Below are 24,145 nucleotides of genomic sequence, written 5' to 3'. Positions count from 1 at the left end.
CTTACTTCTTACTTCTTACTTCTTACTTCTTACTTCTTACTTCTTACTTCTTACTAATATATTTTATCAACTTCCGACCAAAGATGATCAACTTCATTAACAATTGACAGGTCAGTGCTGTTTGCATAATAGTGCCAGCCGGTGCGAAGTTGAGTTTTATGCTTTTTACAAACTCGCAGGCGCACCTTGAAAGAATCTTTTTCCCGGGGTTTCGCTAACGAAACCTCGGGAAAAAGTTTAATAAAGCTGAAGACCAGTTGTGACGCTGGCTGCACAACTGGTCTTCAGCCTTGTCTTTCGCGGGCCTACACTCTTGCTATGAAAGCAAGTTAAAATTGCCGCGCGAGTTGGACCAGACTACATCGAAGCGCAAAGAAGAAAAGAGAACACTAATGCCTTCCCTTTAGCGGATGCAACTCCAGCTTCACGAATGTAAAACCTTGTTTCTGCAACAGTGGCAGCGCCTGCTTCAACGCTTCGTAGCCGTTCCACTCCGGATGGTTCATGTGCATGATTACAATCGCTCCATGACGCGCTCCCCGCAACAGATTCTCTCGAATAACTGAAGCCGGTGTTCCCGCTACCGCATCACCCGATAAAAGATCATAGCTAATGATCGTTTCGTTCAGGTGTCTTGCTATCGTGGCACATGCTTCATCTGTAGTCGCTGTAGCCGAACGAAAATATAGCGGTTTGCGCGATGTCATCAATTCAATCTTGCGAGCGTTGAGTTCAATCTCATCTACCGCCTGGCTTACATTGGCCGTGCCGTGAATACCGTACATCGTTTCACCATCAATGGTACACGGACGATGCAGCAAGCCGTGATTCTCAATTTCAAACAACGGATCGGACGCCAGCTCCTTTACTTTATCCGGATGCGCATCGATCCATGTGCCGCTCAGAAAAAGCGTAGCCGGTATTTTTTCTTTGCGCAAAAAGTTGATCAGCTCTTCGTCATACCCACTGCCATGCGGACCTCCACACGCATCGAACGTAAGGGCGAGTACTTTTTTATCGGTAACTATATCTTCATCAACTCCTTTAACGAATGGGCCGAACTGTCCGGGAGAAGCATTCATGAACGTAGTTACTATATTTCCTTTCAGCTTTTGGTAGGAGCTGTCTTCTGCAAGTGTTCGTTCATTAAAAAATTGTGCATTTGCCAGCTTCAGGCAAAGCATAAAAGATAGCATCAATACAAAGCGCATACGGGAAGAGATTGGTTTCTGAAATTTGAAAGGACCTTATATATGTATAATTATAGATCAATGTGTTGGAGCATCCGGTGGGGATGATAATTTCTTTAATACCTGTTCCCGAATGGGAGCATGTTCATTATGATAATGATGGTCGCCATTTACCAGCGCTACGCTCAGCGTTTTACTATGCAGTGCTGTTGCCGGCTTTTTGGCTTCATCTTTTCCGTAGATCACGAGTGTCTCAGCCGTCATCTTTTCTATCTCAGGCATTACCGGATGCTCTTGTGAAGAAGTGTGGTCGAACCAGCTTGCAAAATGAAATTCAAAATCGGCATAATCATCGGGCGATAGCAGCACCACCATGCGAAGTTTAGACCGAAGATCTTCAGGCAAACGATTTACTACAAAAGGCATCACGTCTGCCCCGAATGAATATCCCAACAGTATACAGGAGTCGCGGTGCCAGTGCTGCATATAGTAGCGCATCAGGGCCTCTATATCCTTAGCCGATTGCTCGGGCGTTCGTGCTGTCCAGAAGTAACGCAAGGCATCAACGCCTGCTACCGGCACGCCATGTGCAGCGAAGTCGCCTCCGAGGTTATTGATAAATCCTTTCCATCCGCCATCACCGGATATAGCAATGATCACAGGTTCATTTCCATGGGCTATACCGGGTATTTCGGTCACCGGCAAATTACCCGGTCGTTTTACGGCGGCTTCTTCCTGGTCAGCATGTTTCACGATATCACTATAAGCTTGCAGAAATTGTGGCTGCCAGTCTTTCGGTTTGGCAAAGCCATGCCCTACTTTTGGCAGCCGGTATATTTTCTCGCCGGGTATTGATTTCATAAAGGCAGCGGTGTGCTCCACATCACAAATGTGATCAAGCTCTCCAATCAAAACAGCGAAAGGTGCCGTAAGGTCTTTGCGAGGCAACAGATCATAGCCTTTGCCGTTGGGCATCGTGGTATGGTGCAGTCCGCTTCCTTCGCACAATGGCTTGGAGCTGATTATATCCGGGCAAAAGCCCAGTGCTATACCGCCTTTATAGGTTTCAAGCGGAGCCTGTGCCATTAATCCGTAGATCAACGTAGCCCCTGATGAATAGCCACACAACACCGGCTTCTCATAATGACTAAATTTATATTTCTCCTGCAGATACTGGCTCAGATTTTCAAAATCAGCGGAAGGGTATACACAAGTTTCCGTAGTATTCAGCACATTCTTCCAGTAACGCAGTATATCAATACCGGCAACAACAGCGCCCTTGCCCGCCAGTGTCTTTGCCATATCCATTACACCGTAGCGCCAGCCGGCATCTCCGGAAACGAAGAGCACCAGCTCCTGAGGCCCCGAAGTTTGCACTTGCCGGTATATATACACTTTGCCAAACCGCCCGAATGTAATTGTATCGGTTTGTATACCTTCGGCATGTATTGCCATCGCTGACGAGCAGAGGAAAGCAAGCGCTAAAAAAGTTTTTACAATATGCATACCCGGAAGTATATACTTAAGATGTAAAAAGGCCAGCCGTTAAAAACGACCGGCCTTCGATGGAAACAGAATTATACTTTTGGAGGGAAGTGTTTGAATGATTTCGACACTTCTTTCTCTACAAACTTGGCTTCGTTAAAATTATTGATCTGTGCTACGGCATACGAACGCCACACGAGTTGATCAGTCCTGGCATCGAGTATATCGATGATGAGCGTACCTTCTTCGTAACGTGATACCCAGAAGTTATTCCACTGCGGTCCCCACCAGCCACCCAAGCCATAGAAGCGATAGTATGGATAGAAGAATCCCGGGTTGGATATATAGTTTTGCACTTCCTGCTTCTCGCGGGCACCAGCCAGGTAGGTAATAATCAAATCCGGGTGTGTATCCGATGGTGTAAGACCTTTCGCTTCCAGATCGCGTGTTACCGCTTCCTTCACGTTGGCATCCATAAATCGGTTATCGGTATCGGTTACTCCCAGTTTGCGTATCACTTTTCCCGACTCAAATTTGAACGTCTTATACTTCTTAAAATCTATATGCTTGTCGAAATCAACATGAACCTGGGCCATCGCGGCTGCACTCAGCAACATCAGCGCTGCAAAAAACAGTTTCGTTTTCATACCACTTTCAATTTTAAGATTTACTATTAGTTTCTATCAGTTAGATGTAAGCCCTACCATTTTGTCACCTTTGGCGGCAACCTCTATTTCCATTACCTGTTCACCATTAACAGTAGCCAGGTATTTACTGGCCTCGCGTAAGTATAGCTGTATGTTGAAATATAGTTTATCAACGGGCATCGCTCCGCCAAACGTTACTTCGTCTTCAAAGCGATACGAACCTATCTTCAATTCACCGGGCAAATCGGTTACCTGTTTTGTTTTCAGAAAGGCAAAATCAATTTGTCCGGGCAATGCTGCATTCAATTGAATGGCATTGGAACCAGCAATCATACTTTGTATAAATACCATGTCAGCAGAGTCGCGCAGCGAACGGATCGATCCGGCCGGTATTGTAAACTCAAACCGCTCCAGCGCATCGTTAAGCCTGGCTTCCAATCGCCACGATACAAACTCGTAATCTTTCTTATTGGTAAGAATACGGATGCGACATTCATTGGCACCGGTATATTGTGTTTGAGCGAGCGACTGCGTTACTACAAAAACAAACAGAACTACAACTATGTTTTTCATTCATCAAACCATTACAACTATATTAGGGATTGAAACGCGTCTCCCATTTTGTCAGCAAACTATCAACAGCATTTATGCTCTCCTTGAGTTCTTCTTCCGATATTTTATCGCCCTCCTTCATTCGTTTGGATAGCGAAGCAACATCATCGAGTATAACAACTTCTTCACGGGTAGGCGTATAATGATGAAGACTGATGTAGCGGTTGGCATGTTCTACTGCCGATTGAAAATGCGAACCTGCAATCTGTTCCGACCCATTGAAGAACTCTGTTTCCGTTACGCGAAGGCGCAGATGTGCGAGCGCTTTGGTGGCATTGGCAAACGTAGTGTTCAGTTTTTCAATAGACGACACATGGTTTACCGCTACACTATCGGCAAGCTGCTGCAGCGCTGCAATGGATAGATCAATAGCATGTTTGTTGGCATGACCGCTTGATTCGATCTTTTCCATAGCCCTTATACTCTCTCGTATATAGTCTGCGCTTTGCTTATACTCACCTTTGGCATACGATTCCACTGCCAGCCAGAATTGTTCATCGGGTTGTGTTTCGGTAAGAATAACTTCATTCTCTCCCGATGTAGCGGCAGCAGGTCTCTCAGCAGATTCTTCCTGCTTCTGCTTGCACGATGACAGGGTCGCTGTAATGATCAGCAACCATACCGGAACGAAATAATGTTTCATAACTGATACTTTTTATATGACACACTTTCTTTCAAGAGCATGCGTTACAGTGAAATTCCATAATGAAATGATTACACTATAAATAGCGCTCACAGCATTTGGATGCCACTATGCTAAAAAGTCACTGGAATGTTCGGCAGGAATGTATACTTTTGAAGAAACACTGCGGTATATAAAATGGAGAAGATACGTGTTGTTATTGCTGATGATCATAAGATAATCCGGGTCGGGTTGAATGCCATTCTGCAACTGGAAAGCGATGTAGAAGTGGTTGCCGAAGCAGAGAATGGCACAGAGGTAATGGATATACTGAAAGGCAAGATTGTAGATGTTATACTGATGGATATTGATATGGGAAACCCCAACGGTATCGATACCACATATAAGATCAAGACTGATTTTCCGGATGTAAAAGTACTGGCGTTAACACAGCACGAAGAGCGCGATTACATTGTGAAAATGCTGGAAGCCGGAGCAAGCGGCTACCTGTTAAAGAACTGCGGACGTGATGAGCTGCTGGCGGCCATCCATGCCGTTGTAAATGGCGACAGCTATTTTAGCCAGAGTGTTTCGGCAACGTTGCTAAAAGCGATTACCGATCTGAAAGGTGGTCTTAAGCCAGCTTCCAAAGCCAACACTCCGCTGAGCGACCGCGAGATCGAAGTGCTCCGGCTCATTGTTGAGGAGTACTCCAATGCAGAGATCGCAGAGAAACTTTTCATCAGTGTGCGTACGGTAGATACGCACCGCAGAAACCTGCTGGAAAAGCTGCAGGCCAAAAACACGGCCGGATTGGTGAAATATGCCATCGAAAAGGGCCTTGTGTAAGTGTATCTACGTAAAATAGCGATACGCTTTTTCACCTAGTGCCTCCGCTTTTCTGCGGATCGCCTTACCGTTTTTCAGTGATTTTAGAAAATACGTTTTTTTGCTCTACCCTCCTGGCACTTGTACTTGCACTTTTACAGCGTTGAACCAAAACAGTAAAGCGCTATGAAAACTTTCAGTCAATTAACCGATGAGCAGCTTATCACCCACATTCTTCAACACGATAAAGCTGCGCTTGGCGAGCTCTACAACCGTTACTTCAAGAAAGTATATCAGAAGTGCCTCTCTATTCTGAAAGAAGACGATATCGCATTTGACGTAGCCCAGGATTCGATTATGAAGGCGTTCGACAAGCTCGATACCTTTAAAGGCGATGCTCAATTTTCTACCTGGTTGTACATTATTATTCACCGCGATTGTCTCGCCTATCTTCGCAAGAAGAACAAGACCAACCTGGTGAGCCTCGAAGAAAATACCGGAGATGACGAAGAAGAAAGCGGTAATTTTGCTGCCGTGCAGGAGCATGATAAGACCGACCAGGAGCACATCATGTTTGCATTGATCGATCATCTGCCGCACGAAGAGAAGAACCTGCTGCTGCAAAAATACCAGCAGGGAAAATCGATCGAAGACCTTCAGGCATCCTATCACCTTACATCCAGCGCGGTGAAAATGCGCCTGAAACGTTCTAAAGATAAAGTAAATCAACTGTATTGGGTTGCACTGGCCTCGGGCCTCTCTACGGCACTGGCATTAATGTAACCGACACTTCGCGTGGTGAAATATACAGGCGCGATATAGCCAACTGCATAGTGTGAACGATTTGTGAAAAGCTGCATCCTCTATCCCTTTCTCTACCACCTGAACTTCAGCACCAGCTATATGTGGGCGCTGGAGTTTGCGCGCAAGATCAACTTGCCGCTCACGCTGGTTACAATCGTATCGGCTAAATATAGCTGGCGCGAAAAGAAGGCTTGCAGCCACGCATTAATGAACACACGCAATACCGTTGTGCGTTCGTTCAACATAGCACAGCCCGGTATATCGCCGCCTGCCAAACGTGTTTGTCTCAAAGCCGAAGGCGCCTCGCCCATAGAAGAGTTTGCGCCCCAACTTTCCCGTTTTGCCGAACATCAGGCTGACGCCATTTTGATTCTTCCTCCCAATTTGTTTTCAACGCCCGAGCGAAATCAACTGATCGATTGCTCGTACAGCACCATTGTGTTGCCGGAAGATATCGATATGGCAATCGATTCATCTCCCGAAAAATTTTACGAAATATTCAGTTCAAGCGATCATTTTAAAATGCCGGATACGGTTCTGCATGCGCTCAGCAAAGACCGGGTATTGTTCAATTACTTCACTTCCGTTTTTGGAAGAAGAGATTAACCAATTGTATAAAATACTCCGGTAAGACTGAGTATGATCAATGTGGTGATGATGAATCCTCCCCACTAAATTGATCGCGTTTGTCATCTCATCCGCTTGGTATAGCCGGTAATAACATGATAAATCTATATCAGAAATAATATAAGACAACCAGTCGTTATCAATTCGTGATGATACTGGCACTTGGCCGATTGTTGCAGTTGGTATACAAATGTTGCCACGTAGCCCGCTGGTTGGCATTCAGTAATTGAAGCATGGTTTGATTGCGTCTCTGCTGCAAGGTCCGTACAGCATCTTCGCATTTAGCGGTGTTGAAGAAGTACCGGGAGTAGGCTTTTGCCATCTGGTCATAATACTCGTAGGTGATTTCCTGCATTTTCACGGTCTGCGAAGGGTCGAGCTTTAACGTGCATTGCAGTTCGGCAGTAGAATTTTCGACAGACATTTTACGCTCTTCCCATTGCTGCATGCCATTGATGAGCGCAATGACGAGAAGTGCTAAAAAGGCCCAAAAGGCTTCTCTCAAATTGTACGTTGAATTCAATAGAAAACTTTTAGTTGCTGGCATAAGATCTTTCGTTTTGTACCACAACTAAAAGACAGGCAAAGACGACCTTGCCACTATGGGTGCTTGAAAAAATTTATTTTATAAGTGATACCGGCCTCCCACCCTACCGTGGTTTTAGTCTGGGTGAATTCATTTTCGGAAGTGCGGATTACTTCCATAAAGGTGCCATAGAAAGCAACGGGAGGCACCGGCGAACCGGTTGTTTTATATCCAGGATCTTCCGGAATTTCGCCCATTCCAGGTGGGCTGGCTATCCTGGTGTGGTTGATCACAAATACATTGGTGTTTCGCAGTGAATACCTGTTCTTCTGATAGCTGAGCGTTGGCCCTAAACGAATGTTAATGTTAGGAGTAACAGCATACTGAAACATGAATTTCACCTGGTGGTGCCGTGACGACAGCTTGATATTATTCTCAATGGTTCGGTGAAAAGCGTTCACTTCAATATTCGCTTTCTGGCGTATGGCGCCATAGGTATAGGCTAGCATAAATGAAAAGTTACGGGAAAGCAGCAGAGATGTACCCAATCCATACGAACCATAATATTTACCACTGTGCAGCCATGACGGATTGACCACTACATAGAGCGAGCGCACACCGGCCTGCAGCTCGGCTCCTATCGAATAGTCGTTCATCATAACACCTCCGGCAATATACCAGCTGCGGTGACGTGTCTTTATATTCACCTTGCGTATCTCACGCCTGGGTAATTTTTTCAAAGCGGTGGTATCAAAGTAAATATGGAAATCTTCGAGGTGCCGGATGAAGTATATATCCGTGGATGATGACACACGTGTCTCCACAACCGGCTTGCGGCTTGTACTGGCCGTGAAAGAAGCGTTATTAACTGCCAGCGGCATATAGGCCGTTACTTTATCAAGTTCGGTTTTCCGCCGGCTTACCGGTTTTGCCGTAGCGGTAATGATCGGTGTAATTGTAATTACTTTAATAATCACGTAGCGATCGCGCTTTCGAAACGTGAGGTTCATCTGGTTGCCCAGCAGGTTTAGTACTTTTTCGAGGGAAGCATCTTTTACCGAGAGTGATACCGGGCGGTCTACATCGATCTCGTTAGAGCTGTAAATAAAATGCAGCCCGGTAATAGTCGAGAGCTTGTCAACAACAATATGAAACGGAGTGTTGGTACAGGTGATAGAGATGCCGTTTACCGGCAGCGAAGCTTTCATGTATTGCGAGAATGCCGTTATACTGGTATACAACAGCATCACCGCGACTATTAGTCTACGGACAACCTTCGCCTTCCAGGGTAAACACATTCCCATTTTTCGCCACCGATAGATTTAACGTCTCCGCGATTAAATTTACAAGATTTTCCGCAGAATCATTATCAAAGGTAGCCGTCAGCCGGCAATTATTAATATTCTTATCCGAAAGTCTTATTGAATACGGATATGCTTTCTCAATATCGGCAATCACTTCCCGCATGGGCAGGTCTTTAAATACCAGCTGCCGCGTTGCATATCCCCACGAATTGGTGTTCACTGAATCCTTTACAACAATGGTATAGCTGGCAGCCTGAATAACCGCTGTAGATCCTGCTTCAAGATAGCTGCTGTCATTTGCAGTATATACCAGCACCTTTCCTTCTTTCACGCTTACCTCAAGTCCTCCTGGTTGCAGGGCTACATTAAAGGCTGTGCCAACTACTTTTATATCGGCTACGGAGGTATGAATAATGAAGGGCAGTTCTTTATCCGGTGTTACCTTAAAGAAAGCTTCACCTTTTTCAAGACTTACTTCTCTTTTGTTTATACCGAAATACTGTGGATATAGTAATGTACTGTTATGATATAGAATGGCTATTGAACTATCGGGTAAACCCACACGTTGCGAGGCATGCAAGGTAGATATATTTACCTGGGCGATCTTGTCTTCATGGATACGGATATACAGGAGAAGCCCCGCTATCATTACCACAAGCAACGATGCAGCTACGCGAAACCATACCGATTTCCATCTGCTGGCAGATCGATCCGTCCACATTTCAGCAGTCGGCTCCAGCTTGCCCTGCAGTTTATCCCATGCCCTGCGCGCATCTATATGGCGAGGAGCTTTGGCAGGATAGGCGTTGTTCCACGCAGCTTCTACCTTTTCATAGTAAGAACGGTTTTCGGCCAATGCCAGCCAGTCGTGAAGTGCTATTGCCTCTTCGGGGTCGGCCTCTCCTGCCAAATACCTGACGATTAGTTCGTCTTTAATCTCAATATCTTGTTCACGTTTCACTCCGGCACAGGTTTATGTTAAAAAATACTATCTTTTAGTTTCAATCTCAAAATTCGCAAAGCCTTACTGATCTGATTCTCGATGGTGTTTACCGATATATTCAGCCTCTGTGCTATTTCTGCATACCGCAGTTCTTCGTAGCGGCTCATCACAAAAATGTTCCGGCATTGCTCAGGCAACTCATTTATAGCCGCACGAATACTTTGAGATAATTCATCCGGAAATACTTCGGGTGCCTGCGATGTATGCATGCCTTGCTGCATACCATACTCCTGATATTTCAGCCGGATTACTTTATGCTCCCGCGCATTCAAGCACTGGTGGTATACTGCACGAAACAAATAAGCCCGTATGGTATGCTGTATAGTAAGCTCAGCGCGCTTCTCCCATATCTTGAGAAACATAGCCTGCACAATGTCTTCCGCCTCATCCATATCTTTCACAATCGTGGCCGCATAGCGGCAAAGATCTCCGTAACAGGTATGGAACACCTGTTCAAAAACATCTCTGTTGCCATTTTTTATAGCACCTATGATTTCACGATCAGCCGACTGCACCGTATGTCCGTTGTAGATAGAAATCAAATCTATTTATTTTCCGCATCCTGTATTACTTCAAAGACAGGTAAATGAGTCGCTACCACCATCGATATTAACAAAAAATTGCGACAGCATACTTCAAAAACAGGCTTCTGCCATCCGGAATTGCAAAGTTTATGGATGATATCGCTAAAATGGTCGCGGATGCTACAGCGGTGGTCGCATATCCAGACTCCCCACATTTGCGTATACTTGGATCAAAAAAGTGGAGCCGCTAAACCACACATAAAAAACGGGGCGAAACCGAAAAGCCTCACGAAGTAGGAAAACCTAACAAAAAACGAATGAATCAGAAACCATCCAATGCATTTATCGGCGCTTCCTGGGTAGCGTTGTGTGCAGGTGTACTTGCCTTTAACATCGGACTTTGGAACGCAGACATGCTGCTGAATGAAAAAGGATATTACTTTACCGTGCTCATGTACGGATTGTTCTCCGCTATATCCCTACAGAAAAGCGTTCGCGACCAACTGGAAGGTATACCAGTAACCAATATTTACTACGGGTTGAGCTGGTTCTCTACCATTCTGGCCGTTGTGCTGCTGGTAGTAGGGCTGTGGAATGCAACGCTCACGCTGAGCGAAAAAGGATTCTATGGCATGTCGTTCGTACTCAGTCTTTTTGCAGCCATTGCCGTACAGAAGAACACACGCGATAGCCGACAACAACCTGAAGTAAAAGAATAATTTTTATGATGCAGCGTCCGATCGGGCGCTGCTTTTTTAATCCGTTGTTTCCAGACGCCATCATTCCGCTTTCTGTTCCATAGCCACCACCACGCAAGCCTTTCACTGCTGCACTTGCACAACTGGTCTCCGATTTTATTATCTTATCGCAATGAAAAAGGCACCCCTGCTCCTGATATTCATCGCTGTAGCGGCATGTTCACCCTGTTACCGCAAAACAAAAATCAAAGTCGTGTCATCACGCATCGGCAAAATGGTTGATCATCACCTCGATCTCCGAAGGAAGAATTACTTCGATTACTACCAACGCATTGTAGGACTCACCAAGATTGAGCACTTTAAAGGCTCTTATCGCCAGGAAGGCGACACATTATACTTTACTTTTTGTGAATATCGAATTCCGCAGGACCTGACGGGAAAGGCATATATAGATTCGGCTGCCAACGAAATTGTTGTTTTGCAAAAAGATCCGATTTACAACCAGCGGTTAACGATCCGCAAAAACCGAAGTAAAAAACAATAGCGCTTTCAAAAACAAAAAGTGCTGCCATTTTCACAGCAACACTTTTTATTCAGAGTCTTTTTCCTAAAGGGTATATCCGTATGGATCGATTACAGGCTCAATGTCTTGGCAACACCGTTAGAGTCTGTCACTTCAAAGGTTACAGCACCTTTATAATTTTCAAGGTTATAAACACGGGCAAAGTCACCCTCGGCTTCTTCTTTCTGGTTGTATAACAACGTGCCGATTGAATCGTATATTTTTACCGTAAGCACTTCGTGACCTTTATTGGCAACCGTAAGTATATATTTGTTGGGCTCACCGGCAACGTGCATTACGTTAGCCAGTTTCTCTACTTTACCAAAGCGGTAATTTACGCGCTCTACCTGAAGACCATTCTCACCCAAAAGTTCGATCGTATATTCGCCTTCTTTCAGATTAGAGAAATTATAGGGTCTGATAAAGCCATCTACATTTTTGATCGTTTCACCATATACCACTTTATTGGTAGCATCCAGTATGGAGATCTTAACATCAGTCGGGCGAGTTCCTTTATAGAACAGCTTAACGGTAGAACCATTTTTCATAACAGCCATACCCGTAGATGCACTCGGGTTCTCAATGATTCCGGCAAACATAGTACTACTGAAGATCATCATGGCAGCGGCGATGGACAGAAATTTTTTCATATTGATATTAATTAAAGTTCGTTGTTTTTATATGAACCTAAGACGAACGGGTTAATCGTTTTGTTTCAACGCAAACGTTAATTTTCCTTAACACAGAAGCAGTTTTCAAAAATTACCGCATTGTTTTATTCTGTGAGACGAAGGCGCGTCAAACGAAAGTATTCTGATTTGGATTCATATATCCTGAAAAAACAACCCGGTACGTTTTTCACAGAAAAATGTTCCGTAACAAAAAATTAATAATGAAAGGTATATATATACTATATTTTCATAGCGGACTTAACCGTTGCGATGCCGCCAGTGGACGAATACGTACACTTTTGTTCCAAAAGTGTACAACGCATTGCCGCCAAATGAAAAAATCAGTCTCGTGAAGTGAGGTGATCTGGCCGCAGATCGGGAACCAGCAGCCGTTGCGTTGCCTGAAAATATAAGAGACTGTGCGATACGATCAATCCTAAAGCAGCACCAACGCTTACATCCAATGCTGAGTGTGCTCCCAGCGCAACGCGCGAAAAAGCCACCAGCACAGCCCACATAAGCGGTAGACTATAGAATCTACGCATCGTTTTGCCTCCCACATGATACATACTGAAAGCAAGTATACCGGCTAATAAAAATGCATTGAAAGAATGGCCCGAGGGAAATGAAGAACCTGCTTCATATATCCAATGATCTAATACGCGCTTATCTATATCAGCAAAAGAAACTGTGTCTGAATAGATAAGTTGATGAAAGAAAGTTCTTCGCTCAGATTCGGGCAGTGCATATAATGAATCCAGCCGCGCTGTAGATCGTGTCTGTTCCAATATATACATGTGACTTGGTCTCGCCCGCTTTAAGGCAGGTTTGAATACGTATTCGTTAAGGCCTGCAAAAACAAACAACACTGCTATGGCTACCAGAAAGGTTCTGAACAGCACCTTTACTTTTTCATGAAGAGAAGGCATTCGCAAGGTGTATAGTAAACTTCCTGTCAGAACAAGCACAATACTCCCCACCCTTCCTGCCGATTCCGTTGTCCAGTAAAGTAACGTACACCACAAGCTATCCTTCGTGCAGGCGGAAAACGCTGGCGACAGGATCCAGACCAGGCATAAAAGAATCAAATACAAGGGCAGCGATACCTTAAAAAGGGGTTTTAAACTGTATTTCACATCGGTAATATACTAAGTCTGGTTCTATTCGCAGTGCTCATGCTTACCCCAAATTGCGACATATCACTCGTTGCGAAGAAAGTATAGAATCTCCTTTATAGTGTGTTTTCATACATACCTGTTTCAAAAGATAGTTTTCTCTATCGCTTTGTCTTATATTGATGAAATATGCAAAAATTAAAATTCAACAAAGATTGCTCTGGCTTCTATGCAACCATAAAAGAAAGAGTTGATCATTACTTTACCTCAAATCAAATCTCCAAACAGGCTGACCACCGCATGGTTTTCAAAACGGTTTTCTTTTTGGGGGGCACTTTTACCTTATACATGCTCATTCTCTTCGGGCATTTCTCGTTGCCGGTAATGCTATTGTTGTCCATTCTGCTTGGAATGTTTGCTGCGTTTGTTGGGTTTAATGTTTGCCACGATGCACTGCATGGCTCTTATTCATCTCGTGCGTGGGTAAATGATGCATTGGGCTTCGTATTTCACCTACTCGGTGCCAGCGCCTATAACTGGAAAATATCGCACAACAACGTGCACCACATGTATACCAACGTACATGAGCATGACGATGACCTGGTGGTAGCTCCCGGCCTTATACGGGTATGTCCACAGGATAAAATTACCAGCATTCAACGCTATCAGCATTATTACGCTTTTTTGCTTTATGGCTTTGCCAGCCTGGCGTGGATCTTCAGTAAAGATTATATAAAATTCTTTCAACAGAATATTGGCAAAAGCTGCGATACTACCTCACATCCCCGTATAGAGGTTTTCAACTTATTCTTTTATAAAGCACTTTATTATTTTCTGGTAATCGCCCTGCCATTAATGTTGCTGGATATATCTGTATGGCAGTTTGTGATTGGTTTTGTTTGCATGCAACTGGCCAAAGGGCTGGTATTAGGGCTCGTCTTTCAACTTGCACACATTGTTGAAGGGCTTGAATTTCCGGAGCCTGACCATCGTGGGAATATAGATGATATCTGGCTGTCACATCAGCTGCGCACGACTGCCAACTTCGGACGCAAATGCGCTGTTACTACTTTTCTCTGCGGTGGATTAAATATGCAGATCGAGCATCACATCTTCCCCAAAATCTGCCATATACATTACCCGGCTATTTCCGATATCGTGAAGCAAACGGCATTGGAGTTTGGACTACCCTATCATGAAAACACATCGTTTGTAACGGCTTTAGGATCACACTTTCGTATGCTCAAGAAACTTGGCAGGCAGCCTGCATTAGCAGTTGCCTGATGAGCCGGTCATATTCTGAGCGCTAATATAGTTTCTCTTTCTACCATTGATTATACTGCCAATAGCTTTGACTCCTCTAACGGGGAGTCATTTTTATTTACAGACAAATCGTTTACTTCCCTGGAAAGGAGGCAAAAGAATAAAGCATGAATGAAAAACAGGAGAATCCTTTTAAATACACAGTCCCCGGATTGCACATTTATGTCACCCGGGGATCGTATCTAAAGCTATAAGGAAAATGACTGAAAGAACGGGAGTGCCTTACTACTCTCGCACAACCTTTACCTGACGTACACCACTTCTGGAAATAACTCGTATAAGGTATATCCCTGCAGGATGTTTACTGAAATCGTATTTACCGAGTTGGTAGCTTCCGTAGTCTACCAGTTTCATAATGCCTACCTGCTTGCCTACGTTATCGATAACTGCAAGCTCATCATTTGCACTTTCGCCTGCTGGTATCTCCAACGAAAATACAGACTGCACCGGGTTTGGATAGCTGTTGATTTTATCCGAAAACAGTTCTTCATCCGTAATCACCACGTTGTTTGTTGAATTCAATATACAGCCGCTTGTTACGACTTCAAGCCTGTAAGTACCTTGCGATTTTACGTGGAATATAGCAGACGTATCAGCCTGCAACACATCATTCAAGTACCAGCGATTTCCTGTAGTATAATTGGATTGAAGAACCTTTGCTGTAGCAGTGATCACCACATCACTGTAATTTTTTACCGTAGCGGTTGCCGGTACACGCGCACCTTCACATCCCAGGTAGTCTACAATTGAAGTGTAATACGTTGTTGACTGCGTTAATACAGGTGTTGTAAACTCTGCACCTGTAAAGACAGGAGCAGTCGCATCTGCTGCCGTATACCAATTGTAGTTTCCGCCTTTTGGAGCAGCAGAAGCCGTTAATGTTACTGTACCCGTGGTACATACCAATGATGATGTAACAGCAGGGCTGGTGGATACCGTAGATTTTATCACCAAAGCAGTTTGAGTGAGCGCTGCCGTTGAGCATCCGCTTTGAGCTTGTATCACCACCGTATTTTCTCCTTCCATCAACGATGCTGACGGAATCGGCAATGATATGTACGAATCCCCACCTTCAACAACGCTTCCTATTGTAACGTTATTTATGGTAGCATAGTAATCTACACCGGCTTGTGTATTATATACTTTCACAGTACCTGATGCATCGCCACAGACTTTAACATCGGTGTCAACGGCCAGATCAAGTGCTACTGTTTTTTGGCTTAATGTTATTACAAAACGATCTGCTGCTTTTGATGCTGCAGCGCTGTTTACTGAGAATGTGTAAGAAGGATTTTGCGATACGTTTGCAGTTTTACTTAAATACTTATCCGTTAAAATGAGATCGTAAGCATTCAAAAGCCCGGCACTTTCAAATGACAAGGTATAGCTGCCGGCAGTAAAATCTTTCAGATTAATTTTTATCTGGTCACCGCACTGTATCTGGCTAATGGCGTTGATGGCCATCGTTGTATTATCTGACGACAGCGTAGACAAATCGAACAATGTGTTATCCATCTTCGGTCCGTCAAATTCATCCAGTGTAGCCTTTGCTGCCGGATTTATCTTTACGTATGCCTTATCTTCAATTGTGCCGTTTGTTACTTTAATAACAAGCTTATCATTCAGGGGACTTGCTTTTCTATAGAAAGTAATGGAAGATCCCGCCAATGCCTTAACATCTTCAGAGAATTGCAGTACCGGTGATGCTGCTGTTGCGCGTACCCAAAATGCCTGACCGGTCGCGATAAAGTCGTCACCGCTGGCATCGCTGTTATCCATGTAGTGATATACCAGGCTTCCTGATGAGTTGTCTGAAATAGCTATTACAGAGCTGATGTTAGTTAAGCTCCATGCTGAAGACTCCCAATCAAGTGCTGAAGGATAAGGATTACCAACCAGGTTATAACCATACATGGAAGCATCTTTACCATTTTTATTGTAAGTAATGCTTGGTGTGCTTGATGAATTTAGCGTTAAGTCGCCCTGGTTTATGGGGCCTGTAACATCGATTACTGTAGCACTGGAACAATCGCGGATAAATGCTGCATAACCTCTCGCCGGCACCAGGGAAGCCGAAGAATTAGTTGTAGGATACGCTACATACGCTTTCGTTGCTTCATTATAATAATACATGGAAGCCGACTTTGTCAGCGGATATCCGCATACTGTATTTGTTCCTGTGGAAGGCTCGGTTGTAGAAGTGCCTGTAAAGCTGCCTGTAATAGAAAAATCGTCCTGCCAGCTGGCTACTGTTGCATTTGTAACCGGAGAAGAGATATAGCGATACTGGCGGCTTCCCAGACCGTTCATGTAGCGTTGCACTGTAACTTTACCCTGAAATATAGCACCGGCTGGAATGGCTGCAATGGCAGCATCTGCTACAGGATTACTTGCCGTTGACAACAGCGTTAACGTACCAGAATCACTGGTTCCGTCTGCATCAAAAATATCAGTCGGATTATTAAGTGTCAGTGTGCCTGTCAGATTTACGGTTCCTTCTACATTAACGCCTACTGCATTATTAATACTGATATTTCCGGCATTTATAGTACCATTGATTGCCTGGGCACCAGCTCCATCAAACGCTAATGTACCCGTACCTGCATTAAAACCTGTACTTGAAAGATTCCCGGCAATTGAAAAATCAGCAGAGCCTGTGCCTGATGCTGCGGTAAGTACAGATGCACTGGAATGCGTAAAATTACCACCTATAGTTATGCTATTGCCAATAGCATCTTGTGTGATGTTTACCTTCGATGTGCCACTTATTATAAAGTCACCATCTACAGTTAAAGGCAACGGCTCAGTACTAAGTTTACTCAAATAGAGAGTACCTGACCCTGTTGAAGCAATTGTTAATGTCCCATGAACTGCTTTCAGTTGCGCTGCGAGATTAAAATCCTGGGCTAACAGCGGGGTATTCCATGTAAAATTGCCAAACGATGAACTAAGATTTCCCGGAAGAGTAGTATTAGTAGTATAACCTGAAATCAGACAGGTTGAAGTTGTACCCCATGTGGCAGAGGGAATATTTCCAGCGCTTGTTGTAAACAGGTGCTGATATACCGAACCATTTGAAAATACGAGCTTGGCTGCACCGGGCGATGTAAATGTATTGGAATTTTTTACGGTACCGTTTACCGTTACTACTGTATTGGAAACATTGCTTATAGTAAAACTGCCGGTATTTGTAAACGTACCATTTATAGTCAGTGCATCATTTGTGGCACTAATAGAAAAGCTGTTGGAGTTAGTAAGTGTACCGCCTACAGTCAGGTTAACGAACATTGTATTCATATTAACCGTACCAGCATTGGTAAACGCGCCATCTACTACCAATCTAGTCAAATTGCCTGAGGTTCCTGCCGTAAAAAGCATTGTACCATTGTTTGTAATGGAACCTGTTGAAGACACCGTAAAGTCGGCAGTAGATCCAGTTGAAGGATTGGCAATTGTAAGCTGGGCACCTGAATTAATTACCAGATTACCTGCCAGCGTTAATGCCGGCGTTCCGGTAACGTTTTTTCCACTCACAATAGTAATAGTGACTCCCGCAGCTCCTGTCGGGGAAGATGTTGCAGCCACCCAACCAGATCCATTATATATCTGCCAGGTTGATGCTGTGGTCCATGCTCCAGCTGCGTTAGACCTATAATCCCCAGATGTTTGAGAGAAAACAAACGATGAGAGACCAAAAAAGAGGAGAAATAAAGAAGTCCTTTTCATAAAATCTGGCAAATATAGAAAATTATGCCAGTTTATATGAACTGCCTAAATAAGGTAAATGGGCACGTACCACGCAATTTACTTTTTCATACTGGGAGTGCTTTTTTTCATTTAAGGAAAAGCGACAAAAGCCTCAGAACCTCACGTTTAAATAAACCGAATACCCCGTTTCTGGTTATTGTCCGATATATACTTTTGTGATGTACATCGACTGGCCTATTCGCAGGCGAAGCATATATATTCCCGTACTTGTATTACCCGCATTTACTTCATACGTCTGATTAAGCACGTCCGGTAGCGTTTGCGTTGTCAGCGGGCGTCCCATAATATCCACCAGTTCATATTGTACCGGCTGGCGCTCCTCCAGGTTAAAGGTGATATAGAAATCGCTGGGCGTTAGGGGGCTGTTATCATACACCACAAATGGATTTTTAACAGCATTCGGGTTGGGGTCGTCTGAAACAAAGAATTCAATATTGTCCAGGTAAATATTGTTGCCGTTATCGTTGGTAAATACAAACGCCAGTCGCACCCCGTCAGAACCTGCAAAGGCATCAAGGTTGATATACTTTCGCTGCCAATCGCTTGCGGAGGCAGGCACGGAGGTTACTGTATTCTGATCAATCGATAACAAGGTGCCCGTCTCATTGAACAAAATTTTATCATAGGTAACACCACAATCTGCGGAAGCCAGCACCTGTAAATTGTCCTGGCGGTTCTTGTTGCCTTCATCATCTTTATAGCGGTATGAAAGATCGAAGAACACACTGGCAGTAGTGGCCGAAGAGAAATCCAGCACAGGACTTACCAGCCAGGCTTTATCTCCTTCTGCGGTATTGGCAGCTGCATTGAAGTATACCGACTGGTTATAGTTCGTTGACGTAGTCGCCCATGCCATACCTTCGGTCGGGTTTACAATCGTCCATTGACTATCAAATGAATTACTGTCAAAATTCTCACGCAGCGGAATAATATCGGAAGCTGTATTGACAATGATAGTCTTGGTATGTGTATTGTCAGCCATATTGATATCGGTATACCCATTCGGAGAGGTAAGTGTATATGATAAAGTATTTTGGCCTTTTGCCAAGGTTATGGCCGATGCTGGCACTTCAATAGACGCACCGGGTGTGAGGCCAGTTATGTTGCTTAATGATGTTGTTTGTGCTGTGCCGTTGTTCACGGAATATACTACTTTCAGGCTGGTGACATTTACGGCGCTGTTATTGGTGATCTGCAATACCGGGGTAGCATTGATCGTGCAGCGCACGGGCGCTGGCGATATGATATCGGTGAGCGCTACATCTTCCGTAACTGTGCGCACTACGTTGATGTTATCGAGGTATAGATTGTTGCCACCGCCACTGGTACCTACAAATGCAAGCTGCACGTGCGACTGCCCGATGTAATTTTTTAAATCTATAACTTCGGTGCGCCACTGCGAAGCATTGGCTGGAGTAAAGGCACTACCGCTGATAAGCACGGTGGCCAGTGTGCTGCCTGTTTTTGAGTATATTTCCGCGCCATTGCCCGGATTATTGCTGCAATCTGTAATAATATATACCTGCAGCTGATCGGCATAATTCTGATACAGTGCATAGGCAACATCAAACGTGAGGTATGGAGCCACAGCATCTGACAGATCGAATGCGGGTGTAATAAGTATATCCTGCGATGATTCTGAATTTTGAGTATTGAAAAAATCCAGGTATGCTGCAGTATTGGATGCATCTGTATTTGGCGCCTGCTTTACTGCCCAGGTAATCCCTGCATCGCCATTGACGACATTCCACGTGGAAGGCATCGCTGCGAACGTTTCTGTAAACGGTATATCGATGGTATAAGGAACCTGCGCTGAAATGGTCTGCGTATCATCTTCGGAGTTGTCGTCTGTAATACCGTTCATCGTAATGATCTTGAAAGTGAAGACTGTCGCCCCGGATGATAAGGCAACCGATGAAAACGATACGGCTGTTGATTGCGCCGAGGCTAATGCCGTACTAAAAGTAAAATCTTTCGTTTCTGCCAGAGTGCCGTTAATGCTGAGCTGTATTCGTGCCGTGTTTATGCTATTCGATCCGGTGTTTTTGATGGTAAGTTGTGGAGTAATGATACCGGCACATTGATTTGCCTGTGGACTTACAATAGCGGATGCGGTGAGATTATTGGTATATAAGATGGGTTCATATAATCCTTTCGATTGTGGTAGTGTTACTCTGCGTGGGCTATTCTCCATTACCGTAATCATACGTGATACCTGCCCTTGTGTGAAGATGTTCATGCAGGCATCATCGGTATAATCCATATAGTTTTGAAACATGCTGTGTACCGAACAGGATGTCTGCGGGTTTGAAGGGCAGCCACTGGTGCTTCCGCCCTGATCGGGTGTATCGGATACATAATCGCCATCGCCACCACAGGCATCGTTATCATCGCCCCAGATGTGACGCAGGCCGAGAAAGTGGCCGATCTCATGCGTAGCCGTCCTTCCTTTGTCAAACTCAGAATCAAGGTTGAACGAACCGTCATCAGAACTACCGAACACTGCATAATCAATTACAACACCGTCGGTAAGACGATTGTCTTCTGCATCTTCAAGTCCTGCGAGATCCGATACCGGAAACTGCGCATAGCCCAGCAGTGTTGAAGAGAGATTCGTTACCCATATATTGAGATAATCTTCTGCAGGCCAGTAGCTCGTGGCCTTGAGTGTGGCATCGTCTGATGTTGACCATGATGTCTTCGATCCTTTTACACGCACAATACCATTGGTAGGCAAACCATCCGGAGTCTGTTTGGCCAGCACAAATTGTACATTGAAACTGCCGGCTACCGATGCAAATTCTGAAGGTGTATGGGAAGCATCGGCATTTAACCGGTTATAGTCGTTGTTCAATACTTTGATCTGCGAAATGATCTGCGCATCCGGTATATTCGTTCCTGATCCTATAGCTTCTCCGCGGTGTATAACGTGTACTACTACCGGTATCAGGTATGTTTTATTATCTTCCGTGCGACCGGAAGCAAGCCGTGCAGCCTGGTGCCGTTGCAACCACGCTTCGAATTGCTGGTTGGTTTCCCGAATTGAATTTTTATCCCGAAGGTTCTGCATTACTTCGGTTATACCACAACGATCCTGGGTCCATCCTGTGAGGTATATTGATACGAGCAGACACACTGCCAGCAGCCGCCGCCCCGGAACACTCCCTATAGACATGGCAAATTACATTTGATAAAGAAATGCGGGGGTAGAGAGTAACGATGTGAGCTCATCGCCTTGCAGTTTCTTCGTTCCTGCATACTGATGATCCCATAACTTCTTCCATCTTTTTTTCTGATTGGGATAAAATGTATCCCAGATTTTCTGATTCCGCTGCTGTAAATATTCAGCGGCTCTTACCTGTACGGCGGCACGATCTTTCGGAGCTTCACGAATAACCTGCTTCAGGTTTTCATAGTACTCCTGGTTGATTCTGGTGATAGATTTACATTGAGCCTCTTTCAGCTTCAACTGATCCTTCCAGAACAACGGGTCATACATAACAACATCTTTCAAGTCCGGAGCTTGCTGAGCATGTGCTACGGTGCTCATCGCAAAAAACAACAACAATCCCAATACACATCTCAAAGCTCTCATACTCATTCTTGTTCCTTTATGTCCTTGTACCACCAAAATAAAATAATCTTTTTCTGAAATACCTCGTGCCTGATCTAATCCGTAGCTTACACGGCTATTCGTGTAGACCAAAAAGAAAATATCGTTACTGTCTATTGCAACAAGTACACCCGCTCATTATTTTCCTGATGCCGTCCCCAGCGATTATATACCCTCAATTACGACTATTTCACGAAATGCGGCAGCCAATGGTGCTTGTACGCTGACATGAACCGGTAGGCGGCAGGGTATTTTATGCGCTAAAAACATTATTGCAACCGTCTGCATCAAGGGGTAATACATTTGGGAAGCGTATAATGTAGGAGCGATTATCGTTGCAAACCGGATCGTTTAACGGTTTTTCTGCTTCCTGCAAATCAAGGGGCTAAATTCGGTAACAACGGGCATACGAAGCAAGTCCTGCATCAACAAAAACAATATCGTATACCGTGGCCAGCCATTGATAGTCACTATCCGGGGAAGATGTGACATATATTATAGCCCAATACATCCTTCCTACAACCACTCGTTAGTATGGAATGTCAGTGGTGGTTTGCTGATTAAAACCGTTTTCAAATCATATTTATACTGTCGTGCAAGAACAATTTAATACCTGTTGTTAGTGTTAATCCCCGTCATCTGCAAACGTAGTGTCAGCTATACCATCGGAAACAACCTGAATATACTGGCAGCAGAGAATATATACTTCAGCACGAGTATAACAGCTCCGGTAGCCGCAGTACACAAAGTCCATCCACTGCTAAACTGTAATATGGGTTACGGGCAGCTCGCCGATCTCCCCCTATACGTCCGCACTTTTATCCATTTCATCTACTTTTAAAAAGCGAGTGACAGGTGGTTGCTACTATTGCTTGACGAAAAGAATGTATATGAAGACCATCTATGCCTTCCTCCTGCTATATGTGTTGTCGCTGAGTGTTTATGCGCAGGAGCCTTCCGGTCGCCAGAAGTGGACTGACCTTTTGCAGGTGGCCAGCACGCAATACTTTCCATACGTTGGCAAAATCGATCTCGCGCAAAACAATCCGAATCCTTTCTCGCGCTCGGAGTTTACAACGATACGCTACCAGGCTACGGATATTGCCGATGCATTGATCATTATATACGATAACATTTCGAAAGAGAAAGTATTGGTGATTGATGACCTTTCAATGGATATAGGATCGGTTACGATTGATGGCAACCAGCTTCCGAAAGGAACCTATATATACGCTTTGTATGTAAACGGCCGCATTGCCGAAAAGAAGAAAATGATTATCACCGATTAAGATTTTCTGCGTGCGCCTGCAGAAAGTCTCTCTGTATTTGTATTCCTGCAGGCCGCGCAGATTTTTCAGGTACCCAATCACTCATCATCTCCGCACAGGAAAATTCAGTTTTCTGTTTTTTATTACATTTCCCTATAAGATCATGCTGAATCAAGACGGATGTAGCAGAACGATTTTATATTTACGCGCCTTTGGAAAGAAAACTCCGGCATTTGTTTTGAACACAGAAGTTAACCCGTAAATTTTATATCAGCGCACACCCAGGCAACGTTCTGGTTGCACGCATTAACCCACGATCATCTACACGTATGAAAAAACAATTTATTATCCTGTTAAGCCTGATGCTGTTGTGCAAAATCGGAACAGCACAACTCTCCCTCGACAAACTGAAGAAAGCGGTAAAAGGAGAATCATCGCTCAGCACCGAAGAAGTAGCCGAAGGTTTGAAAGAAGCCCTCACCAATGGCGCATCCAAGGGATCGGATCTTGTATCGCAAGTGGACGGATACTTTAAAAATGCAGAGATCAAAATTCCTTTCCCTCCGGAAGTAAAACAAGTGGAAACCAAGTTGCGCCAGATGGGCATGGGCGCTGAAGTAGACAAGTTTGTATTGGCACTGAACCGAGGCGCTGAAGATGCTGCCAAAGAAGCCAAACCTATATTTGTATCAGCCATCAAGCAAATGTCAATACAGGATGCATGGTCTATTCTGAAAGGTGAAAAAGACGCTGCCACCCAATACCTGAAACGCACTACTACCACACAACTTACGGATAAGTTTAAACCAGTGATCCAGAAGTCGCTCGAAAAAGTAAATGCTACCAAATATTACAGCGACCTGGTAAATACATACAACAAAATACCGCTGGTACAAAAAGTAAATCCAGACCTGAATCAATACGCCACCGACAAAGCTATAGCTGGTCTTTTTGT

22 protein-coding genes are annotated in these 24,145 nt (G+C 44.4%); 8 read left to right on the top strand and 14 right to left on the bottom strand.

All coding sequences use genetic code 11. From position 1 onward, the window contains the following. Window positions 1-389: 389 nt before the first annotated feature. The 5 genes from V7Q33_RS16100 to V7Q33_RS16080 form a co-directional block, all read right to left on the bottom strand. Window positions 390-1,211 (bottom strand): polysaccharide deacetylase family protein, encoded by an 822-nt coding sequence (locus V7Q33_RS16100; protein ID WP_333820483.1) that lies wholly within the window; start codon window positions 1,209-1,211, stop codon window positions 390-392. A gap of 57 nt (window positions 1,212-1,268) precedes the next feature. Next, entirely contained in the window at window positions 1,269-2,696 is a 1,428-nt protein-coding gene (locus V7Q33_RS16095) for an AcvB/VirJ family lysyl-phosphatidylglycerol hydrolase (protein WP_333820482.1), read from the bottom strand. Window positions 2,697-2,767: 71 nt separating this feature from the next. Further along, window positions 2,768-3,322, bottom strand: coding sequence for a DUF4136 domain-containing protein (locus V7Q33_RS16090; RefSeq protein ID WP_331975088.1), 555 nt, complete (start codon window positions 3,320-3,322; stop codon window positions 2,768-2,770). A gap of 36 nt (window positions 3,323-3,358) precedes the next feature. Continuing rightward, window positions 3,359-3,895, bottom strand: a complete 537-nt coding sequence (locus V7Q33_RS16085) for a hypothetical protein (RefSeq protein ID WP_331975087.1) — start codon at window positions 3,893-3,895, stop codon at window positions 3,359-3,361. 22 nt (window positions 3,896-3,917) lie between these two features. After that, on the bottom strand, window positions 3,918-4,577 hold the full coding sequence (locus V7Q33_RS16080) for a hypothetical protein (protein WP_333820481.1): 660 nt from the start codon (window positions 4,575-4,577) through the stop codon (window positions 3,918-3,920). Between the two features lie 177 nt (window positions 4,578-4,754). Between V7Q33_RS16080 and V7Q33_RS16075 the strand changes: the two genes are divergently transcribed. The 3 genes from V7Q33_RS16075 to V7Q33_RS16065 all read left to right on the top strand — a co-directional run bounded on the left by V7Q33_RS16075 (window position 4,755) and on the right by V7Q33_RS16065 (window position 6,794). Beyond that, the gene (locus V7Q33_RS16075) at window positions 4,755-5,405 is read left to right on the top strand and encodes a response regulator transcription factor (protein WP_333820480.1); all 651 of its coding nucleotides are present in this window, start codon (window positions 4,755-4,757) and stop codon (window positions 5,403-5,405) included. A 165-nt stretch (window positions 5,406-5,570) separates the two neighbouring features. Next, complete coding sequence (locus tag V7Q33_RS16070; RefSeq protein WP_331975081.1) at window positions 5,571-6,167, top strand: RNA polymerase sigma factor; 597 nt, start codon at window positions 5,571-5,573, stop codon at window positions 6,165-6,167. A 63-nt stretch (window positions 6,168-6,230) separates the two neighbouring features. Beyond that, complete coding sequence (locus tag V7Q33_RS16065; RefSeq protein WP_331975079.1) at window positions 6,231-6,794, top strand: hypothetical protein; 564 nt, start codon at window positions 6,231-6,233, stop codon at window positions 6,792-6,794. Between the two features lie 160 nt (window positions 6,795-6,954). On the opposite strand, the gene V7Q33_RS16060 is transcribed toward V7Q33_RS16065, so the two are convergent. From V7Q33_RS16060 to V7Q33_RS16045, 4 genes are all read right to left on the bottom strand, one after another. Then, the gene (locus tag V7Q33_RS16060; protein ID WP_333820479.1) at window positions 6,955-7,320 is read right to left on the bottom strand and encodes a hypothetical protein; all 366 of its coding nucleotides are present in this window, start codon (window positions 7,318-7,320) and stop codon (window positions 6,955-6,957) included. 95 nt (window positions 7,321-7,415) lie between these two features. Next, entirely contained in the window at window positions 7,416-8,588 is a 1,173-nt protein-coding gene (locus tag V7Q33_RS16055) for an STN domain-containing protein (RefSeq protein ID WP_333820478.1), read from the bottom strand. Window positions 8,589-8,604: 16 nt separating this feature from the next. Further along, complete coding sequence (locus V7Q33_RS16050; RefSeq protein ID WP_331975073.1) at window positions 8,605-9,606, bottom strand: FecR family protein; 1,002 nt, start codon at window positions 9,604-9,606, stop codon at window positions 8,605-8,607. A gap of 17 nt (window positions 9,607-9,623) precedes the next feature. Then, window positions 9,624-10,190, bottom strand: a complete 567-nt coding sequence (locus V7Q33_RS16045) for an RNA polymerase sigma-70 factor (RefSeq protein WP_331975071.1) — start codon at window positions 10,188-10,190, stop codon at window positions 9,624-9,626. A 299-nt stretch (window positions 10,191-10,489) separates the two neighbouring features. Here V7Q33_RS16045 and yiaA point away from each other — a divergent pair, with 299 nt between their 5' ends. Both yiaA and V7Q33_RS16035 read left to right on the top strand, forming a co-directional pair. Further along, window positions 10,490-10,891, top strand: coding sequence for an inner membrane protein YiaA (yiaA, locus tag V7Q33_RS16040; RefSeq protein WP_331975069.1), 402 nt, complete (start codon window positions 10,490-10,492; stop codon window positions 10,889-10,891). A gap of 151 nt (window positions 10,892-11,042) precedes the next feature. Further along, window positions 11,043-11,414, top strand: coding sequence for a hypothetical protein (locus tag V7Q33_RS16035; RefSeq protein WP_331975067.1), 372 nt, complete (start codon window positions 11,043-11,045; stop codon window positions 11,412-11,414). An 89-nt stretch (window positions 11,415-11,503) separates the two neighbouring features. Here V7Q33_RS16035 and V7Q33_RS16030 read toward each other — a convergent pair whose 3' ends face one another. After that, the gene (locus tag V7Q33_RS16030; RefSeq protein ID WP_331975065.1) at window positions 11,504-12,082 is read right to left on the bottom strand and encodes a DUF3244 domain-containing protein; all 579 of its coding nucleotides are present in this window, start codon (window positions 12,080-12,082) and stop codon (window positions 11,504-11,506) included. A gap of 362 nt (window positions 12,083-12,444) precedes the next feature. Then, window positions 12,445-13,032: a phosphatase PAP2 family protein gene (locus V7Q33_RS16025; protein ID WP_331975063.1), complete on the bottom strand. Its 588-nt coding sequence runs from the start codon at window positions 13,030-13,032 to the stop codon at window positions 12,445-12,447. Window positions 13,033-13,407: 375 nt separating this feature from the next. Here V7Q33_RS16025 and V7Q33_RS16020 point away from each other — a divergent pair, with 375 nt between their 5' ends. Continuing rightward, window positions 13,408-14,502, top strand: coding sequence for a fatty acid desaturase family protein (locus V7Q33_RS16020; protein WP_333820477.1), 1,095 nt, complete (start codon window positions 13,408-13,410; stop codon window positions 14,500-14,502). Window positions 14,503-14,766: 264 nt separating this feature from the next. Here V7Q33_RS16020 and V7Q33_RS16015 read toward each other — a convergent pair whose 3' ends face one another. The 3 genes from V7Q33_RS16015 to V7Q33_RS16005 form a co-directional block, all read right to left on the bottom strand. Next, window positions 14,767-18,267, bottom strand: coding sequence for an Ig-like domain-containing protein (locus V7Q33_RS16015; RefSeq protein ID WP_333820476.1), 3,501 nt, complete (start codon window positions 18,265-18,267; stop codon window positions 14,767-14,769). A 175-nt stretch (window positions 18,268-18,442) separates the two neighbouring features. After that, window positions 18,443-21,484, bottom strand: coding sequence for a T9SS-dependent choice-of-anchor J family protein (locus V7Q33_RS16010; protein WP_333820475.1), 3,042 nt, complete (start codon window positions 21,482-21,484; stop codon window positions 18,443-18,445). A 6-nt stretch (window positions 21,485-21,490) separates the two neighbouring features. After that, on the bottom strand, window positions 21,491-21,904 hold the full coding sequence (locus tag V7Q33_RS16005; RefSeq protein ID WP_333820474.1) for a hypothetical protein: 414 nt from the start codon (window positions 21,902-21,904) through the stop codon (window positions 21,491-21,493). Window positions 21,905-22,812: 908 nt separating this feature from the next. On the opposite strand from V7Q33_RS16005, the gene V7Q33_RS16000 reads away from it, so the two are divergent. Both V7Q33_RS16000 and V7Q33_RS15995 read left to right on the top strand, forming a co-directional pair. Further along, window positions 22,813-23,211 (top strand): T9SS type A sorting domain-containing protein, encoded by a 399-nt coding sequence (locus V7Q33_RS16000; protein WP_333820473.1) that lies wholly within the window; start codon window positions 22,813-22,815, stop codon window positions 23,209-23,211. A 308-nt stretch (window positions 23,212-23,519) separates the two neighbouring features. Continuing rightward, a partial coding sequence (locus V7Q33_RS15995; protein WP_333820472.1) for a DUF4197 domain-containing protein occupies window positions 23,520-24,145 on the top strand: 626 nt, incomplete at its 3' end.

It is taken from the genome of Ohtaekwangia sp. (genome assembly GCF_036786105.1).
GTDB lineage: Bacteria > Bacteroidota > Bacteroidia > Cytophagales > Cyclobacteriaceae > Ohtaekwangia.
This window is presented reverse-complemented; position numbering and strand designations above follow the sequence as displayed.

Excerpts from the sequence above, each read along its gene's own strand:
- V7Q33_RS16035 (WP_331975067.1), top strand. The coding sequence starts at position 11,043 with ATGAAAAAGGCACCCCTGCTCCTGATATTCATCGCTGTAGCGGCATGT.
- V7Q33_RS16005 (WP_333820474.1), bottom strand. The coding sequence starts at position 21,904 with ATGAGAGCTTTGAGATGTGTATTGGGATTGTTGTTGTTTTTTGCGATG.
- V7Q33_RS16015 (WP_333820476.1), bottom strand. The coding sequence starts at position 18,267 with ATGAAAAGGACTTCTTTATTTCTCCTCTTTTTTGGTCTCTCATCGTTT.
- V7Q33_RS16070 (WP_331975081.1), top strand. The coding sequence starts at position 5,571 with ATGAAAACTTTCAGTCAATTAACCGATGAGCAGCTTATCACCCACATT.
- V7Q33_RS16080 (WP_333820481.1), bottom strand. The coding sequence starts at position 4,577 with ATGAAACATTATTTCGTTCCGGTATGGTTGCTGATCATTACAGCGACC.
- yiaA (WP_331975069.1), top strand. The coding sequence starts at position 10,490 with ATGAATCAGAAACCATCCAATGCATTTATCGGCGCTTCCTGGGTAGCG.
- V7Q33_RS16100 (WP_333820483.1), bottom strand. The coding sequence starts at position 1,211 with ATGCGCTTTGTATTGATGCTATCTTTTATGCTTTGCCTGAAGCTGGCA.
- V7Q33_RS16075 (WP_333820480.1), top strand. The coding sequence starts at position 4,755 with ATGGAGAAGATACGTGTTGTTATTGCTGATGATCATAAGATAATCCGG.
- V7Q33_RS16020 (WP_333820477.1), top strand. The coding sequence starts at position 13,408 with ATGCAAAAATTAAAATTCAACAAAGATTGCTCTGGCTTCTATGCAACC.
- V7Q33_RS16000 (WP_333820473.1), top strand. The coding sequence starts at position 22,813 with ATGAAGACCATCTATGCCTTCCTCCTGCTATATGTGTTGTCGCTGAGT.
- V7Q33_RS16025 (WP_331975063.1), bottom strand. The coding sequence starts at position 13,032 with ATGCCTTCTCTTCATGAAAAAGTAAAGGTGCTGTTCAGAACCTTTCTG.
- V7Q33_RS16055 (WP_333820478.1), bottom strand. The coding sequence starts at position 8,588 with ATGCTGTTGTATACCAGTATAACGGCATTCTCGCAATACATGAAAGCT.
- V7Q33_RS16090 (WP_331975088.1), bottom strand. The coding sequence starts at position 3,322 with ATGAAAACGAAACTGTTTTTTGCAGCGCTGATGTTGCTGAGTGCAGCC.
- V7Q33_RS16010 (WP_333820475.1), bottom strand. The coding sequence starts at position 21,484 with ATGTCTATAGGGAGTGTTCCGGGGCGGCGGCTGCTGGCAGTGTGTCTG.
- V7Q33_RS16085 (WP_331975087.1), bottom strand. The coding sequence starts at position 3,895 with ATGAAAAACATAGTTGTAGTTCTGTTTGTTTTTGTAGTAACGCAGTCG.
- V7Q33_RS16030 (WP_331975065.1), bottom strand. The coding sequence starts at position 12,082 with ATGAAAAAATTTCTGTCCATCGCCGCTGCCATGATGATCTTCAGTAGT.
- V7Q33_RS16095 (WP_333820482.1), bottom strand. The coding sequence starts at position 2,696 with ATGCATATTGTAAAAACTTTTTTAGCGCTTGCTTTCCTCTGCTCGTCA.